The sequence below is a fragment of the uncultured Psychroserpens sp. genome, assembly GCF_947494225.1.
Taxonomy (GTDB): Bacteria; Bacteroidota; Bacteroidia; order Flavobacteriales; family Flavobacteriaceae; genus Psychroserpens.
In genome coordinates this window covers 644,601-662,593 of record NZ_CANLUG010000001.1, presented here as the reverse complement: position 1 = coordinate 662,593, position 17,993 = coordinate 644,601, and the positions used below count along the sequence as shown (strand labels likewise).

Below are 17,993 nucleotides of genomic sequence, written 5' to 3'. Positions count from 1 at the left end.
ATGTATTTCTTTTAAACTGAAATGAGCATGATAACAAAATTAAACATAGAAAATATTCTATTTTTAGACATAGAAACAGTTCCTGAAACTGAGCATTTTTTAGAATTAGACGTCATCAAACAAGAGCTTTGGGAACACAAATCTAAGTATCAAAGACGCGATGAATTTACAGCTGAAGAATTTTATGAACGTGCTGGCATTTGGGCCGAGTTTGGAAAAATTATCTGTATATCTATTGGCTATTTTAAACATGAAGGAGGCATTAGAAGATTTAGAGTCACTTCTCTCTATGGTGACGAATCTAAGATTCTTCAAGATTTTAAAAACCTATTATTAACGCATTTCAGTGGTCATAAGTTTTTACTTTGCGCACATAACGGAAAAGAGTTTGATTTCCCTTATATCGCCCGTCGTATGATTATTAATAATATAGAATTACCTAACAAGTTAAATCTCTTTGGAAAAAAACCTTGGGAAGTTCCGCATTTGGACACTTTGGAACTTTGGAAATTTGGAGACTATAAAACTTATACCTCATTAAAATTACTTACTCATGTTTTGGGAATTCCATCTCCTAAAGATGATATCGATGGCAGTGAAGTTTATAATGTCTATTATAAGCTCAAAGATATAGATCGCATCATTACCTACTGTGAGAAAGATACAATTGCAGTGGCACAAATTTTCTTGAGATTAAGAGGTGATGAGCTATTACATGATAATGACATTGTTCATGTCTAAACCATTTACTTAATTATTACTTTCTGAGTTTTGCTTTGAATATCACTACTTAAGTGCACCACATAAACACCTGAACTCATTGTAGAAATGTCTATAGTATGCATAGTTTGAGAATTACTTAAACTCACCTTCTCAATTAAACGGCCTTGTAAATCATAGATAGTTAATTTAGAATCCATAAGTAAAAGCCCTTTAACAATTAACTCTTTTGGACGCGTTGTTGTATACATTTCTAAATCATTTTCGTTGGGCGTATTAACACCTAAAGTCGCTTCATTAAAGTGTAAAAAGTAACGTCCAATGCTGGTTAAGTTTTCGGTGGGCGTAATGGTATAATTTGTCGTATTAAGTAATGTGAACGTATTAGATTGCGTGTCTTCAATATATACTTCAACATTTGAGGGTATTGTACTTTCTGAAATACTAATAGTGAATTGTTGTCCTTGTCCAACATGAACTCCTAACGGAATGACAGCATTTTCTAAGGCGTCAAATCCTAAAGATTGTATCGCCATATCAATACCAGTACTCTCTTCTAATAAATGTGAGTATAAAGCAAAACTTGAAGGTGCTTGTTCTCCATAAATACTAGAATCATAATTAAAGTCCATTCCGTTTGAGGCATTATCTGTAAAATAAAAATCTGTTTTATAACGTCCTCCTGAGGTTGAATTTAATTCTAATTGTAAATGTGCAATATTGGAGTTTCTTCCTGGAATAAAATCGTCTGTATTACCAGTGATTCGCATAGTTGATGTAAAGTCGATTCGTCCATTATTAGTTGCAGAAGCCACTAAAAACCCTTGACCAGGTGTAATAATAGCATTCGGGTTCGCTTCAGAATAGGCCATGTTCCATATGGTCCATCCGTCAGATGCATTCCCATCATATCCATAAATCCCAGCGCTTTCAAAATCAAATTGCGAGTTATTTGCTGCAAGAAAATCAAACAATCTAATATAAGAAGGGTACGGGTTTCCAACTAAATTCCATTCTGGGTTTGTTGGTCCGTCATTTACTATTGGTACACTAACATCTCTAGTGTTTACTAATCCCGTAAAAGTAAAAGTGCTTGCATCTGTTGAAGCGGCTCGGTATCCAGTTCCTGCGTACATTGGTGCGGTTTCGACATCGCTATACAGTAGGTAAGTATCTGTTATTTTATCAAAAGGACCAAATAAGAATAATGTGTTCCCCGTATTACTTACAATATTGGCATTAGACATTCTAAAATCGAAAAATGACTCGCCAAAAACGGGTGGTGCAACAAGGTCATTTCCACCAACGCTAGCTGTGGTATTAACGTATCTTCTGTACATCACTTTTCCAACCACTAAATTAGCAACTATTAAACTAGCATATTCATTAGAGTCTGAGTCAAGTGTTACATTATCATTTGAAATTAGATTTCCGTTAACGGTTAGTGATTTAGATTTTTCAACAAATACATTTGCACCTCCTTCAACTCTTATATCATTAATTTGAATATCATCAGATATCGAATATGTTCCATCTAAGACAATAGCATTATCTGTTCCTGTTGTTGGTGATGGAGAGTAAGGTATCCAAGTGTTATTCGTGTAAATCAAATCATTAGATCCAACTAACTTAATCGAATAATCTTCAACTTCACCCCAAGTAAAATCCTCACAAGATGTCGGAACACCATTATATTTCATAGAAACACGCATTCTCGTGTCTGTTTCTGTTGCACTAGATGGGATAATAAAGTTACCGCTAACGCTTGTATTCTGATTAGGGTTAATTGTGAATACTTCTTCTCCAGAATCTTCAAAATCACCATCATTATTAAAATCAATCCAAACAGCATAGGCCTCATTGTATATTGTTCCAGTCCAAGTTGGCGTCACAGTAATTGTATATTGAGTACCTTTTCTTAGAATCGTTGACATTGCTGTAAAATCTGAATAGAACTGGGCATCAGATGTGTTATCAATAGTATTTAATTGAACTCTGCTAATAAACTCGTCATTAACATTATTACTTTGAGAGTCACAATAGGTTTGTGCAGGGCCAGATAAAGTAAGTACACCAACTTCATTGCTATCCATAGAGGTATTGTTGGCTCCATCTTTAGCAATCACTTTAAAACTATAGAATGTTTCAGGAGACAATCCGGTAGCCTGATAAGTTGTGGCTAAAACATCTTGAGCAATCAAACTAGCGCCTTGATAAATATCATAACCAACAGTAGCTATATTATCTGTAGAAGCCTCCCAATCTAAATCTACTGTTGTAGTTGTAGTGTTACTGGCCAATAAATTTAATGGTGTCGTTGGTGCCTGTGTATCCAGCTCTAATGTTGTTACATTAATTGTATTACTAGCGGCTGAGCTGTTATTTGCAGCATCTTTAGCAATAACATAAAAGGCATAGTTTGTATTATCCGTTAATCCAGACACCTGATGGGAAGTTATAGAGACTGTGGCAATTAAATTATTGTCTTGGTAAATTTCATATGCCGTAACTCCTATATTATCTGTAGCGGCAGTCCAGTTTAAGTCTAAGCTCGATTGTGTAACATTACTAGCTGTCAAATTTGTTGGAGCAGTTGGAGCTTCTGTATCAGGTAATGTTCCTGTGATCTCAATTGCAAATGTTTCTTGATAATACATACAGGTTCCAACGGAATAAGTTACGACATAGTTGCCGTTTGTAGATGCAGACAAATCAATAACACCTGTATTAGAATTAATAGATAATCCTGTTGTGCTTGCAAATGTTCCGCCAGTAAGACCAGATATGGTTGGTGAGGGGTTCGCATCACTAACATCATAAGAATTAGCAGCATAAGAAAAATTCGCGAAATCATTGTAATGAATGTCAATATAATCCAATACTACGGCAGCATATTCTTTTGCAAAAGGCACTAAAGTTTGAGGTCTTGTATCATACACATTCCCATTATATGTTCCGAGATCCCTTACCCGCCTATTAACTTCTGTCATAATACCATCTATATGACCGCCACCTCCAACATTACCTCCGCTACTACCTGTTCCATTTCCAGAGCCATGTCTCCGATTATTGTAGAAATCTCCATCAAAATAAGCATTAGAATGAGGCCTTGTATCATCACAACTCGTATTTCCATAGTCTGAATTACTAGGAACAGCTCTATATCCAGAGGTAACACCGCATCCTGGGTTGACATTTGCGTTGTAAAATACAGCTGGTTGATTTTGAAATAGCTCTCCCAAACTATTTACCCCTCTTATTAATTCTTCATGGGTATGACTATTTAAATTATTCGATACTAGATTCTTAATCGTAGATCTATTAATATTTGTAGTGCTATTTAAATTGCCTGTATTTAATTGTGTAGCAGTGATATTATATCCTATTTCTATTCTTGGTATGGTATGACTTTGACCGTGTAAATCAATGTATAGACCTTTACCCCAATTTGCTTCAACAGAAGCACTGGCCTGATCAATAAAACTATGCCAAGCATTCCAATGGTCTAAAGCATCTGAATCACCACAAGTGGCTTCGTTTTGTTCGCGGTTAGGGTCAAGTTTTGATCTGTGTAAATTATTAATGATAACATGTGCATAGCATCCTGTTAGTGCAAATATTTCAGCTTGAATTTCACGAATTAAAATGTCCGTATTATCATCACGTTCGTTAGTACCACAACTTCTATCTGGTAATGTCGAATCATTATCTGGATAGAAGGTTCCTCCTATTGTTTGTCCAGACAACTTCACTCCTCCATGAGGTGCAGAAATAATTATAGGCAAATTCCCAGGTATATATTCTATATATTCTCTAGTATCTCCATTGAATTGTTCATAGAATGTTGATACGCCCGGAGTTTGCGCATTTGCCTGAATAGCCATAAGCAAAACTGCGATCAAAAAACGAAACTGTGAATTCATATAGTTTTTAGGAATGTAATAGCATTAATATATACAAGGTATTGATAATCTCTTTATTAGACTCATATTTTTGTTGTATGTCACAAAAAAAAAGCCCAGATACGTGATCTGGACTTTTTAAAGTTAATTGGTATCTCTATTGTTTTATAAATCGTTTTGTCAACGTTTCATCTTCCAAGGTAAATATAATTTGATAGATGGCTCCATCAAGTTCACTTATATTAATAGCATCGTTTTTAACGATTCCTTTTCCAACAAGTTGCCCCACCATATTATAAATCTCATAGTTAAGGTTAGAGTAATCAGATTTCACGTTTAATAAATCGCCTTTAACCGGGTTAGGGTATAGTGTAATGTCTTTAACATTAGCTATATCTGGTCTTGACGTCTCTCCTTTAGATTGAGCAGTAATCAGTCTAACATTATCAATTGCAATATCTGCTTGCCAAGTACCACCCGTTACTCTATTGAAACGCAGTTGAACACTTCCTCCAGCATATGAAGACAAGCTAACATTAGCCGACTGCCAAGAATTTCCTAAGTTACCTGAGCTGTTCCAGATACTTACCCAACTTACACCATTATCATTACTAGCCTCTAAATTAATAGTTCCCATATCTGATGAACCAAATTGATGGTAATTAAAACTAAAACTCGCTGAAGCCTGTCCGCTTAAATCAAAACAAGGAGAGTTTAATATAGCTTGCTTTGTTGGGTAGCCTGTATTGTTACCAGAAGCCTCAACATAGATATAATAAGTTCCTTCATTTGCACTTGATGGTCCTGTACCATTCGATGGTGTTCCATTAGCATCAACAGTCCAGTTTAAATCGTCAGCCGATGACTGCGTCCATCCACCCAACGTGTTTTCAAATCCTTCGGAGTATGGGAATGACGTTATTCCTCCAGAACAACTCTCTACAACAACTTCACCTTCGATTAGGCTAACATCATCAATTGCTATATCTGCTTGCCATGTACTTCCTGTGAGCCTATTGAAACGCAATTGTACACTACCTCCTGTGTAGGCATTTAAACTAACATTTGCGGTTAACCATGAATTTCCTTGGTTTCCTGTACTATTCCAAATGGATGTCCAGCTCGCACCATCATCATCACTTATTTCTAAATCAATGCTTCCCATATCATTAGAACCAAACTGATGGTATTTGAAACTAAAAGTAGCTTCAGTCAATCCAGATAAATTAAAGCATGGCGAGTTCAAAATAGCACGTTTATTAGGATAACCTGTACCATTCCCAGATGCTTCAACATAAACATAGTATGTTCCTTGAGTTGCACTAGATGGACCTGTACCATTTGAAGGTGTTCCATTGGCATCAACAGTCCAGTTGATATCATCGGCCGTTGATTGCGTCCATCCTCCTAGCGTATTTTCAAAACCTTCAGAATAAGGGAATGTTGAAATCCCGCCAGAGCATCCAGATGATGGTTCGGACACATTCACAGTTCTAATAACTTGAGTTGCGGCATTTCCTGCAGCATCATTAACATTATAAGTCACGACATAACTACCTGCGGTATTCGTGTCAACGGTAGCTCCTCCAATAACAATATTTGCCGAAATATCGCCATCAATATTATCGGTTGCTGTAGCTCCTTGCTCGTTATAAGTGTCACCAACGGTTAGATTAATTGTTGCAGCTCCTATTAAAGTAATTACCGGAGCTGTTGTATCTGCAGTAACATTAACAGTTCTTATAACCTGAGCGGCAGCATTTCCTGCAGCATCACTAACATTATAGGTTACAACGTAAGTTCCCGCATTATTTGTATCTACGGCATCTCCTGCAATTACAATATTTGCTGAAATATCGCCGTCTATATTGTCTGACGCAGTAGCACCTTGTTCGTTATAGGTGTCGCCAACATTTAAATTAATTGTTGCGGCTCCTATTAAAGTAATTACCGGAGCTGTAGAATCTGGATTTACAGTAACTGTTCGTATTACTTCTGTAGCATCATTTCCTGCAGCATCACTTACATTATAAGTTATAACATACGTTCCTACTGCATTAGTGTCTACAGTATCACCACCAACGACAATACTAGAGGTTAAATCTCCATCGACATTATCCGAAGCCGTAGCACCTTGATCAGAATACGAATCTCCCAACTCTAGGTTAATTGTTGACGCTCCATTTAAAGTAATAACAGGAGCTTCAGTATCTGGTCCAGACCCTTGAATTATAACTGTATAATCTTCAACTTCCCCATATGTAAATGTTGTTTCACATGCATCAGGGATATCGTTGTACTTCATAGATACTCTCATTCGAGTAGAGTTTTCTACAGCACCAGCTGGTATTGTGAAACTTCCGCTAACAGGTGTTGTTTGCGTAGGTGCTTGAGAGAATACTTGCTCTCCAGCATCTGAAAAATCTCCATCTCTATTATAGTCAATCCATACTGAATATCCTTCATTATATAAAGTCCCTGTCCATGTTGGCGTAATAGAAATTGTATATTGAGTTCCCTTCGTTAGTGTTGTTGATATACTTGTGAAATCAGAGTAAAATTGGGCACCAGAAGCATTATCAATTGTATTTAATTGTACTCTACTAATAAATTCATCATTCACATTGGTACTTGCCGAATCACAATAATTCAATTGTACATCTGTAGTTGTGAAATTCACTGAAGCACTATAAGCAGAATTACTTCCACCAGAGCATTTGCTTCTTACTTGAGCTTCATATTGTGTAAGCGCTGTAAGCCCAGAAATATTTGACGAGATTCCAGTCACAGCAGTTGTTGTCCATGTCGATGTTCCAGTTTGACGATATCTCAAATCATAAGTTGCTCCTGGCACTGCATTCCAACTTAAAGTTGCAGTCGTTGTAGCCACATTAGAGGCCGCAAGACCAGTAGGAATATCTGCATTACAAACCACTTGACCAGCAATAGTAAAGTTAGAATTCGAAATATCAAAGAAAATATTGTTTGCTCCTCTTACCATTACTCTATTTTGATTTCCTTGATTATTTGGAACTAAAATATCGTGTGAGCCATCATTAGGAACACCAGATGCTAATGCTATTGGGTATGTGTCTCCGCCGTCTGTAGATAGGAATATATCAACATTTGCTGCATTAACACCATTTCCAGTAGTTCCAGCAACATTCCAAGTAACCGTTTGCGTTGTTCCCGCATTCCAGGTAACATTTGTATTCGGAGAGTTAACAACAAATGGGCCAGCGGTACCATTTACAGTGACAACCATATCGTCACTATTATTGGTTCCACCACCAGCTTGGTTGTCTCTAACTGTCAATCTAAAATTTAAGTTTCGAGCAACATTCGGAACAGCTTCCCATTGCCAAGAAGTTGCTCCTGTTTTGATTGTTGACAATCTTGGGAAATATCTTTTTGTATCAGTAGTTGGGTTAAAAGATCGAAATGCCACACCTGACGTTGCATTAACGCTTGGGTTCGTTGTAGAGGCATTATTCTCATCCATTTGTTCCCAGCAATATGTTAATACATCACCAGCATCCGCATCGGTTGCAGAGCCATCTAAAACAAATGCAGTTCCTCTTGGAATCGTATAATTTGAACCCGCATTAACAGTTGGTACGGCGTTACCTGTATTTGTATTTGTTTGACAACTCGTGGTTTTTATATAATCTGTAATCTGTTCTATAGAAGCTGCGTGAAAATAAGGATCACTATTAGATTGAACATCAGTAGCTCCTGTAATACCTGCATACCCCATTATTGTAGATCCACTTCCAGGTTCCATTTGTACGTTAGTTCCTTCGTTTCCGCCATGCGTCCATGTATGATTTCCTCCAAACTGATGTCCCAATTCATGCGCTACATAATCTACATCGAATGGATCGCCTTCAGGTACTGTATGAGAAGTCCATCCACTTCCTTTTTGTCCATTAACACAAACGCAACCAATACATCCTGCATTACCATTATTTTGAAGGTTTGCAAATAAGTGACCAACATCATAGTTAGCTTCGCCTATTACGTTAGTTAAAGTAGATTGTAATTGACCATTGTAACCGCCTGTAGAGTTTCCGTAGGGATCTGATCCTGAATTTGTATAAATGACATCATCAGTATTACCTATAAGTATCATCGTTACATTAAAATCACTTTCGTAAATACCGTTTACTCTTGTCATTGTAGCATTAATTGCCGCAAGAGCCAATGCTTTTGTTCCTCCATGATAGTTGGTATATTCCCCTGTTGCGGATACTGCCAATCTATACGTTCTTAAAATGGAGTCATCGGCATTTCTCATGGCGCTATCATCTCCTACATTTAAACGTTTATTCATACTCTCTGTAACTTCACATTCAAAATCATCATTAAAGTTGATTTTATCTGCTCTTTTAAATGCAGTATAGTGAGACGCATTATCTGTTAAAGCTTCAATAAATGTGGCAGGCATATAAGCCGATAGCCTCATACTTTGAAAACCTTTAGGCGAGATACTAAATCTAATAATTGCAGTTGGATCGTCAACACCTTGTCCTACATACGATCTAATATCTGGATATCTAGCTTGTAGTTCTGGGCTAAATACAGAAGCTTCAGCAACTTTAAAGCGTTCTAGTTTACCTTGATCATTTGGAAAAGATAAAATTATACCAGAAGAATTGTTATGAAGTGCTTCTCTTTGAGGTGCATTAACCAACGCCTGTTTTAAGGCTTCGATATTCAAAGTAAATGTTTGCGTTTTTGGCAAATTTAATTTACTTGATTTAATAGTTCTTGAATTGTCAATTGATTCTTTTTGCCAAAACGTCTTGTTCTGTGACATCGCAAAATTAAAACTCATTATGAAAATGAGGATCCCTAATTTAAGTTTCATCTGTGAAGTGTTTTTAATGATTAATAGCTTAAAATTTTCTATAAACTCCATTGAAGTTAATTATAATTTACTGTAATCTCCATATCAAAATCCTTAAAATTCTCAATTATATGCAAGATTTGTGGTTTTTCCGTAATTGCTTTTCAGATTAGTCCTACAAACAAAATATAGAATAAAAAAAAGTCCAGATTTACATCTGGACTTTTAGCATTAAGTAAACGGTTAGTGTTTATTGCTTAATGAATTTTTTAGTCATTGTTTCTTCTCCGTCGTTAACTTCAATGAAGTACATTCCAGATTTCAAACTAGACACGTTGATTTCTTTTACAGAATCTCCTTTCATCATCGTTTGTCCTAACATATTTAAAATTCTATATGTTGCATTTTCATTATTAGATAACTTAACAAATAATGTGTTTCCTTTTACAGGGTTAGGATAAATAATGAAATCTTCTTCAGACATAAATGAATTATCTGGTCTGTGATCGGTTCCAAGTGCTCTAATAGTATCTACTCTACCCGAACCATTGATACCTCTAATAGTTACTTGATCTATATAAACCTGATCTGCGTTAGCTGATGCATCACACTGGAATCTAAATCTAGAATTTGATGCAAAGTTAACATCAGATGCGTTTAATGTCACTGTAGCCGTATAGAATGTATTGTTATTAAAGTTTGTTCCACTAGCATATGATGCTACTGTACTATAAGACGATCCATTGTAGTAACGCAACCAGAAATCTTCTCCAGTTTCCATACTGTTTGCGTAGAAATAGAATTCAACTTCTACTTGATCATAAGGTGTTAAATCAAAAGCTGAAGATGTCATTGCTGAAGCCGTTCCTGAGTTGTCTCTTAATCTAATTGAGTAGTTACCTTCATAAGAATTTGAACCACTATATCTGAAGCAATCACTTCCGCCATCAGACCATCCATCCCATCCAGACTCGAAGTATCCTTCGCTTAAGACAGTTGTTCCTGGTGTTGAACAAGGTGCACAAGATGAACCTCCACAGTCTACTCCTGTTTCGTCTCCATTTTGAATTCCATCAGTACATGTTGGTGCAGGTGCTCCTCCTAAACAGAAATCTGTGGCTTGAGAACTTGTAAATGATCCTCCTGATGCTAATACACCTGACGAACCTGTAAGGCTATAAGATCCATTTCCGTAAGAACAGCAGATACCATCACCATAAACATCTGTAATTGTAAATGTATAGCATCCATCTGGTAAACATAAATCTTCAGTATATGTAGAACCATCTGCTTGGCTACCATATGTTCCTCCAGATGCTACTGTTTGACCACCACTATTAGTAAGCGTCCAAGCTGTTTCTTCCGGATAGTTATCGAAAGTAATTGATAAATTAACTTCATTATCAGAACAAGCTGTTTGACAAGGTGCACAAGATGAACCTCCACAATCTATTCCTGTTTCATCTCCATTCTGGATACCATCTGTACATGTTGGTGTTGGTGCTCCACCACCACATTTGTCAGATAATGCCAAACTTCTTCTTACCCCTCCTGCCTCTAAAACAGCACGCATTCTGTCTTTTTGACCTTGCGTAAATAGGTTCATACATGAATCATTAGTATAATCCATATAATTTTGTACCATATCTGTAGATCCACAAGATACTTGACCTACAGGACATCCTCCATTTGATGTTTGATGCGTTGGTGTATCTGCAACAAAATCGTTTCCACAATTAGAATCTCCCCAAATATGACGTAAATTAAAGTAGTGGCCAACTTCATGCGTCGTTGTACGTCCACCGTCAAAAGGAGCTGTAACGTTTCCTACTCTTCCAAAATAGTTATAAGCCATAACAACCCCATCAGTTGATGCATTCCCACCTGGAAATTGTGCATAACCTAAAATTGTTCGTCCACCGCTTGTCATTTTTGGTACTATCCACATATTTAAATATTCGCTTGTATTCCAAGGATCAACACCTCCAGATGATGATCTTTTCATATCATCACTAGTTCCCCAATCTTGTCTAGTAGTGGATTTTCTGGTAATACCTGTTGTTGCATTACCATTTGGATCTACCGTCACTAAACAAAACTCAATTTCCGTATCTGCGGCTTGAGACCAAGTATTATCAGCATCAGGGTTAGTACGTCTAAAATCTTCATTTAATACATCTAATTGAGATTGAATTTGAGCCACGCTGATGTTTTCAGTGCTATTACGATATAAAACATGTACTACCACCGGAATAGTAATGATGCTTCCATCAACCCTATTCATTTGCATTTCTTGAACTTTATTCTGTGTAAAGGTTTCAATTTCCTGCATTCGAGCCTCAAGACTAGGATCTTGCTGTTTTCTAAGTTCTAGATTTTCCATCGCTCCACAATTTCGTTCAAGAATGTCTTGAGCAAAAACGGAACACATTGATAGAAAGCACAATAGTGTAAGAGTAATTGTTTTTTTCATGTTAATTGTTTAAAAAATTAGTGTTTATTTTGAATTTTCGCTCGTGAAAGTATTAAAATTTTGTTAATATCAAAATTTAACGATAACGTTTTCGTTGAAGCGCAACCATATATTTTTTGGTTACGGTTTTTCCGTAAATTAGTACCAGAAAATGACTACATTTACCTATGGAGAATCCTAAATTACTTGATATAAAGAATTTGTCTGTTTCTTTTTTTTCTGAAGGCACAGAGAACAAAATAATTCACAATATCTCTTATCAATTATATCCAAATGAAATTTTAGGAATTGTAGGAGAGTCTGGTTCTGGAAAATCTGTATCATCCATGGCTATTTTAGGTTTACTACCAAAGACCATTTCAAAAATAACTCAAGGTAGTATTGAATTTAATGGTCGTAACTTAACAACCTTAAGCCAGAAGGCACTGCAACACATAAGAGGAAAAGAGATTGCGATGATCTTTCAAGAACCAATGAGTTCTCTAAACCCTTCTATGACGTGTGGAAAACAAGTTCTTGAAATACTGCTTCAACATACAAGCCTATCAAAATCTGAAGCCACAGCAGAAACATTATCGCTTTTTGAAAAAGTAAAGTTACCCTTAGCTAAGCGTGTTTATGGTGCTTATCCTCATGAAATTTCGGGTGGACAAAAACAGCGCGTTATGATAGCTATGGCCATTGCTTGTAAACCCAAGATTTTAATTGCAGATGAGCCTACAACAGCATTAGATGTTACAGTGCAAAAAGACATTATAACGCTTCTCAAACAACTTCAGAAAGAAGAGCAAATGAGTATTATTTTTATTTCTCACGATTTGTCCTTGGTTTCGGAAATTGCAGATCGTATTGCTGTTATGTATAAAGGTGATATTGTAGAACAAGGTACAGTTTCGCAAATTTTTAAATCTCCAAAGGAATTATATACTAAAGCCTTGATTAATTCGAGGCCCTCTATGGACGACAGGTTAAAACAATTACCAACAATTGATGATTTCATGAATGATTCGCAAAATTCTGAAATTATAACTTCGGAAGAAAGAGCTCAAAATCATAAAAAGATTTACAGTAGACCTCCTCTTTTGGAAGTTATTAATCTTGAAAAAGAATTCCTTTCAAAATCAGGTTGGTTTTCAAAACCAAATGTATTTAAAGCAGTTAACCAAGTATCTTTTAAACTATATAAAGGAGAAACCTTAGGACTAGTGGGTGAATCTGGATGTGGAAAATCTACGCTTTCAAATGCTATTTTACAGTTGAATCCAGCGACAGCTGGATCCATTATCTATAAAGGTAACGACATTACGACGCTATCTGAGTCCAAGATGCGACAGCTTCGAAAAGATATTCAAATTATATTTCAAGATCCTTATGCATCACTAAATCCTAGGCTTACTGTGGGTAACGCTATCATGGAGCCTATGAAAGTTCATGATATTGGAAGCAATGATAACGATAGAAAAGCTAAGGTTCTAGAATTACTTTTGAAAGTAGGTTTAGATGATAGTTATTTTAATCGCTATCCACATGAATTTTCAGGCGGGCAACGACAGCGTATTGGTATTGCTAGAGCTATAGCCTTAGAACCTCAGCTCATTATTTGTGACGAGTCTGTTTCTGCACTAGATATTTCTGTTCAGGCGCAAGTACTAAACTTATTAAATACGTTAAAGCAAAATTATGGGTTCACCTATATTTTTATATCTCATGATTTAGCAGTGGTTAAATACATGTCAGATCAACTAGTGGTTATGAATAAAGGTGAAATTGAGGAAATGGATGATGCCGATATTATTTATAGCAATCCAAAAAAGGAATACACTAAAAAACTTATTCATGCTATCCCGAAAGGATTATAGCATGAATATTTTTTTAGTTAGGGTTAAGATGTTTTTGAGCAATCTTAGAGTGTTTTGAAAACCAGCTGTAAACTTGTTTTCAGTAGGTGTAGGTTTTGGTAGATTTGGGGCAAAAAAGTTCATTCAGTTAAAATTTATGATAGATTTGGGGCAAATCATAAATATTGGTTAATTGTAAATTTGGTTGTTTCGATTTGGTTTTGCTAATATGAAACTTATTTTCAATTAATCAGTTAAAACACATAAAAAATCGATGAAATGCATTGTTTTTTAACATTCATAAGGTGATAAACAGAAAAATCTTACATTTTTTAAAGCAAATATTTCTTATGAAAACAAAAAAGCCACTTACATAAGTGGCTTAAATTTTTTAGTAATTGCTAATTTTATAATATCATCTCAGGAATATCGCCATCAATAATTAAAGTGCCTTCGGTGGCGTTTTCAATATCTTCAACAGATACACCTGGAGCACGCTCTAAAAGTTTAAACCCCTCATTTGTTACTTCCATAACAGCAAGATTAGTTACCACTTTCTTAACACAACCAACTCCCGTTAATGGCAATGAGCAACGCTTCAATAGTTTTGACGCACCTGCTCTATTGGTATGCATCATGGCAACAATAATATTTTCGGCACTTGCAACTAAATCCATTGCGCCTCCCATACCTTTTACCATCTTCCCTGGGATTTTCCAATTAGCAATATCTCCATTTTCAGCTACTTCCATAGCTCCTAAAATGGTTAAATCTACATGCTGCCCTCTTATCATTGAAAAACTCGTAGCTGAATCGAAAAAACTAGCTCCAGGTAATGTTGTAATTGTTTGCTTTCCTGCATTAATAATATCGGCATCTTCCTCTCCTTCAAAAGGAAAAGGTCCCATTCCTAGTACGCCGTTTTCACTTTGAAACTCTACTTCTATATCATCGCGAACATAATTGGCTACCAATGTTGGGATGCCTATACCAAGATTAACGTAGTATCCATCCTGAACTTCTTTGGCAATGCGTTTTGCGATTCCGTTTTTATCTAACATAATTAATCTCTTTGTCTAACAGTTCTTTGTTCAATTCGTTTTTCATAACGTGCTCCTTGAAAGATACGTTTTACAAATATGCCTGGAATATGTATTTGGTTTGGATCTAAAGTTCCAACAGGAACAAGTTCCTCAACCTCAGCTACAGTAATTTTTGCAGCACCACACATATTTGGATTAAAATTTCTGGCAGTTCCTTTAAAAATAAGGTTACCTGCTTCGTCACCTTTCCAAGCTTTTACAAAAGCAAAATCGGCTTTAAATGCATACTCTAAAACATACATTTTACCATCAAATTCTCTGGTTTCTTTTCCATCGGCAACTTCCGTTCCATAACCAGCAGGTGTATATACTGCTGGAAAGCCTGCTTGTGCAGCTCTACAACGCTCGGCTAACGTTCCTTGAGGAATTAACTCTACTTCCAATTCACCAGACAACATTTGTCTTTCAAACTCATCATTTTCTCCTACATACGAAGAGGTCATTTTATCTATTTGCTTTCCTTGTAACAATAATCCCAGTCCAAAATCATCAACGCCAGCATTATTAGAGATACATTTAAGTCCTTTAACGCCTAAACGCACCAATTCTGCAATAGAATTTTCTGGTATTCCTGATAGCCCAAAACCACCAAACATAAAGGTCATATTATCTGAAACACCTTGTAATGCTTCTTGAACATTAGCTACTTTTTTACTAATCATTTGTCTTTAATTTAGCATTGGAAAATTACAAAATAAAAAAGCCATTCAAAAATGAATGGCTTGTGATTTTATAATAAAATTGTGCTTTAAAAATCGAGCACATCTTCCAATTCGTCTGATGGGTCTTTCCCTTCACCATCATTGCCTTTCCATTTGCTACAATCTACTTCTATTGAAAGGTCTGCTGGCTTTTCAAAACTCTCTTTAGAAATGCCTAGGTCTTTATCTGCGTAGCACGCCTTCATGTATAATCCCCAAATTGGAAGTGCCATTGAAGCCCCTTGACCATAAGCAATGGTCTTAAAATGTGCTGCTCTATCTTCGGCACCAACCCAAACACCTGTAACTAAATTTGGAACCATTCCCATAAACCAACCGTCACTTTGGTTCTGAGTTGTTCCTGTTTTACCTGCTATTGGATTAGTAAGCTCGTAAGGGTATCCCGTAATTATTTCTTTATATAATGTTTGATTTGCTCTCCAGCTACCTCTTAATCTGCTTCCAGAACCAGACTGTACAACCCCTTCCATTAAGTTTACCGTTGTATATGCCACTTCTGCACTTAAGACGTCTTTAGTTTCTGGGGTAAATTGATACAATATTGTGCCATTTTTATCTTCTATACGCGTTACCATAACTGGTTTGTTATAAACTCCTTTATTAGCAAAAGTAGAGTAAGCAGCTACCATTTCATAGACGCTAATATCTGGTGTCCCCAAAGCAATAGCTGGCACAGGAGGGATATCTGAATCTACGCCTAAATTTCGAGCCATATCAATCACAGGTTCTGGTCCAACTTTATCCATCAAGCGTGCTGTTGCTGTATTAACAGAATTGGCCAAAGCATCTTTTAGAGACAAGAAACCGTCATAGCGTCCATCTGAGTTTTTCGCAGTCCAAGGCTCTGGGTTTCCATATTTATTAGCTTCAATAGTAATCTGTTGTCTTGGAATTGTATCGCAAGGCGATAAATGTAACTGATCTATGGCTGTAGCATATACAAATGGTTTAAACGTAGATCCCACTTGCCGTTTACCTTGTTTCACATGATCATACTGAAAATGTCTATAATTCATTCCTCCAACCCATGCTTTAACATGTCCTGTTTGTGGATCCATAGACATCATTCCTGGTTGCAAGAATGACTTATAATAACGCATAGAATCGATAGGTTTCATAACGGTATCTATTTCACTAGGCTTGCCGTCTTTCCATGCAAATATGCTCATTTGAGCAGGCTTATAAAACGAATCTCTGATCTCCTTTTCCGATTTACCATTTGCCTTCATAACACGCCAACGTTCTGACCTTGACATGCTTCGGTTCATTAAATCTTCTATCTCGTCTTTATCCAATTCTAAAAAAGGCGCTGTTTTATTTCGATCAGGTGTGTTTTGATTATCAAATTCGGCCTGAAGTCTAGGCATATGAAGAGCTACAGCATCTTCGGCATACTTTTGCATTCGCGAATCAATAGTTGTGAAAATCTTGAGTCCGTCATTATACAAATTATACTTTGAGCCATCTGGCTTTGGATTGTTTTTTATCCATTCTTTCATAAACTTATCTAAATAAGCTCTAAAATAAGTTGCTGTTCCTTCACGATGCGTTTCCGGCGAAAAATTTAAGTCTAATTCTCTAGCCTGTAAGCTATCTTTTAAGGCTTCGGAAATGTACTCGTACTTATACATTTGAGCTAGAACAACATTACGTCTATTCTTTACTCCAACAGGATTACGCGATGGTATTGGATTGTATAAAGATGAGTTTTTAAACATTCCTACCAGCATTGCCGATTCTTTTAAGTCGAGGTCTTTAGGCTCTTTTCCAAAGTAAATCCGAGAAGCGCTTCTAATACCATCTGCATTATTTCCAAAGTCATAAATATTAAAATACATCGCTATAATTTCTTCTTTGGTGTACTGGCGTTCTAAACGAATGGCAATTACCCACTCTCTAACTTTTTGAAAGATTCTTTGAAATTTGTTAGATGAAACTTGTTTTGTAAAAAGTTGTTTTGCCAATTGTTGAGACACAGTACTAGCTCCTCCTCCTCTTCCTAATTTTGATATTGCTCTTAGCGTTCCTCGAACATCAATTCCGGCGTGATCATAATATCTAATATCTTCTGTAGCGACTAAAGCATCAACCAAATTTTTAGGTAATTCATCATAATCTACAGGAGTTCTATTATCATCTAAATAGAATTTTCCCAAAGTCTTATTATCTGATGAAATAATTTCAGTTGCTAAAAATGTTTTAGGGTTCTCAAGAATGGTATGGTCTGGCATATCGCCTAAAAGTCCCCATGATGCTAGTAAAAACATGGAAAAAAAAGCGATAACACCTCCAGTAAAAATCATCCAAAATCGTCGAACATATTTTGAAAAATCTTGAGTTGAATTATTTGTAGATTTCTTTTTTGCTGTCGTTTTCTTTGCCATAA

General features: G+C 36.2%; 8 protein-coding genes. 2 read left to right on the top strand and 6 right to left on the bottom strand.

The genetic code is table 11. The features are described 5' to 3' along the window. The first annotated feature begins 27 nt into the window (after positions 1 to 27). Positions 28 to 741 (top strand): 3'-5' exonuclease, encoded by a 714-nt coding sequence (locus Q0893_RS02950; protein ID WP_299272345.1) that lies wholly within the window; start codon positions 28 to 30, stop codon positions 739 to 741. 5 nt (positions 742 to 746) lie between these two features. On the opposite strand, the gene Q0893_RS02945 is transcribed toward Q0893_RS02950, so the two are convergent. The 3 genes from Q0893_RS02945 to Q0893_RS02935 all read right to left on the bottom strand — a co-directional run bounded on the left by Q0893_RS02945 (position 747) and on the right by Q0893_RS02935 (position 11,944). Continuing rightward, positions 747 to 4,643: a GEVED domain-containing protein gene (locus Q0893_RS02945; protein ID WP_299272343.1), complete on the bottom strand. Its 3,897-nt coding sequence runs from the start codon at positions 4,641 to 4,643 to the stop codon at positions 747 to 749. Positions 4,644 to 4,779: 136 nt separating this feature from the next. Then, positions 4,780 to 9,492, bottom strand: coding sequence for an immunoglobulin-like domain-containing protein (locus Q0893_RS02940; protein ID WP_299272342.1), 4,713 nt, complete (start codon positions 9,490 to 9,492; stop codon positions 4,780 to 4,782). A gap of 229 nt (positions 9,493 to 9,721) precedes the next feature. Further along, positions 9,722 to 11,944, bottom strand: coding sequence for a M43 family zinc metalloprotease (locus Q0893_RS02935; RefSeq protein ID WP_298901036.1), 2,223 nt, complete (start codon positions 11,942 to 11,944; stop codon positions 9,722 to 9,724). Positions 11,945 to 12,111: 167 nt separating this feature from the next. Between Q0893_RS02935 and Q0893_RS02930 the strand changes: the two genes are divergently transcribed. Then, complete coding sequence (locus tag Q0893_RS02930; protein ID WP_299272339.1) at positions 12,112 to 13,803, top strand: ABC transporter ATP-binding protein; 1,692 nt, start codon at positions 12,112 to 12,114, stop codon at positions 13,801 to 13,803. Positions 13,804 to 14,189: 386 nt separating this feature from the next. Here the strand turns inward: Q0893_RS02930 and Q0893_RS02925 are convergent, their stop codons facing one another. The 3 genes from Q0893_RS02925 to Q0893_RS02915 all read right to left on the bottom strand — a co-directional run bounded on the left by Q0893_RS02925 (position 14,190) and on the right by Q0893_RS02915 (position 17,991). Further along, positions 14,190 to 14,843: a CoA transferase subunit B gene (locus Q0893_RS02925; protein ID WP_299272338.1), complete on the bottom strand. Its 654-nt coding sequence runs from the start codon at positions 14,841 to 14,843 to the stop codon at positions 14,190 to 14,192. A 2-nt stretch (positions 14,844 to 14,845) separates the two neighbouring features. Then, positions 14,846 to 15,547 carry a CoA transferase subunit A gene (locus Q0893_RS02920; protein WP_298901039.1) on the bottom strand — a complete coding sequence of 234 codons (702 nt, stop codon included), beginning with the start codon at positions 15,545 to 15,547 and terminating at the stop codon, positions 14,846 to 14,848. An 86-nt stretch (positions 15,548 to 15,633) separates the two neighbouring features. Then, positions 15,634 to 17,991, bottom strand: a complete 2,358-nt coding sequence (locus Q0893_RS02915; RefSeq protein WP_298901040.1) for a transglycosylase domain-containing protein — start codon at positions 17,989 to 17,991, stop codon at positions 15,634 to 15,636. Positions 17,992 to 17,993 lie beyond the last annotated feature (2 nt).

Bases quoted from the DNA above. Each gene is read 5' to 3' on its own strand.
- Q0893_RS02950 (WP_299272345.1), top strand. From the start codon at position 28: ATGATAACAAAATTAAACATAGAAAATATTCTATTTTTAGACATAGAA.
- Q0893_RS02920 (WP_298901039.1), bottom strand. From the start codon at position 15,547: ATGATTAGTAAAAAAGTAGCTAATGTTCAAGAAGCATTACAAGGTGTT.
- Q0893_RS02940 (WP_299272342.1), bottom strand. From the start codon at position 9,492: ATGAAACTTAAATTAGGGATCCTCATTTTCATAATGAGTTTTAATTTT.
- Q0893_RS02935 (WP_298901036.1), bottom strand. From the start codon at position 11,944: ATGAAAAAAACAATTACTCTTACACTATTGTGCTTTCTATCAATGTGT.
- Q0893_RS02945 (WP_299272343.1), bottom strand. From the start codon at position 4,643: ATGAATTCACAGTTTCGTTTTTTGATCGCAGTTTTGCTTATGGCTATT.
- Q0893_RS02930 (WP_299272339.1), top strand. From the start codon at position 12,112: ATGGAGAATCCTAAATTACTTGATATAAAGAATTTGTCTGTTTCTTTT.
- Q0893_RS02915 (WP_298901040.1), bottom strand. From the start codon at position 17,991: ATGGCAAAGAAAACGACAGCAAAAAAGAAATCTACAAATAATTCAACT.
- Q0893_RS02925 (WP_299272338.1), bottom strand. From the start codon at position 14,843: ATGTTAGATAAAAACGGAATCGCAAAACGCATTGCCAAAGAAGTTCAG.